We start from the raw sequence: 616 nt of genomic DNA on the forward strand, positions 1-616 counted from the left end.
ATTATGTAGTGATTAAAACATCAATGTATCAGGAAAACAGCATGATTAAAACCATTACATTTGCTATTTTGCATTTCAGCGTCGCATTTAGTGTCGCCTATATTTTGACCGGCAGTATCGGCGTTTCCAGCGCGGTGGCTTTGGTCGAACCCATCGTTAATACCGTCGTCTTTTATTTTCACGAAAAAGCGTGGAACCGCTACGAGAAAAACAAATCCGACAAGCAAAAATTGTGGGTGCCTCTGCATCAGTGCGGCTAAAGTTTCAGACGGCCTTTTGCTTGATTAAAACTGATTATGCCTTTGCGGTTCGTCCATCGCCATCAAAATGCCAAACCCTAAAATAGAGTAAGACTTTACGAAGGCTTCATGAAGGTAAAAATGCTAAAATACGCTATTCTTGCAAACCCATTCAGACGGCCTCAATGCTCACCGATTTAGAAAAAAACGCCATCCGCGACCATTACCAAAACATCGGCAAAAACCTGCCCGGTTTCCGTCCGCGCGCTTCGCAGCGGGAAATGATTGCGGCGATTGCCAACGCTTTTTCGCGGACGTTGACGCGTGAAGAAGGCGAAGAAGCGCCCAAACGCGAGGGCGAGAGCATTGCCGTGATC

The 616-nt window shown here is 46.3% G+C and carries 2 protein-coding genes; both read left to right on the top strand.

The window, feature by feature from the left end:
* Nucleotides 1-41: 41 nt before the first annotated feature.
* Complete coding sequence (locus tag ACTHUR_RS15670) at nt 42-260, top strand: DUF2061 domain-containing protein (RefSeq protein WP_003686746.1); 219 nt, start codon at nt 42-44, stop codon at nt 258-260.
* Between the two features lie 164 nt (nt 261-424).
* Nucleotides 425-616, top strand: a 192-nt coding sequence (locus tag ACTHUR_RS15675) for a hypothetical protein (protein ID WP_440399568.1), incomplete at its 3' end; no start/stop codon positions are given.

It is taken from the genome of Neisseria sp. P0021.S007 (assembly GCF_051956855.1).

Bases quoted from the DNA above. Each gene is read 5' to 3' on its own strand.
- ACTHUR_RS15670 (WP_003686746.1), top strand. From the start codon at position 42: ATGATTAAAACCATTACATTTGCTATTTTGCATTTCAGCGTCGCATTT.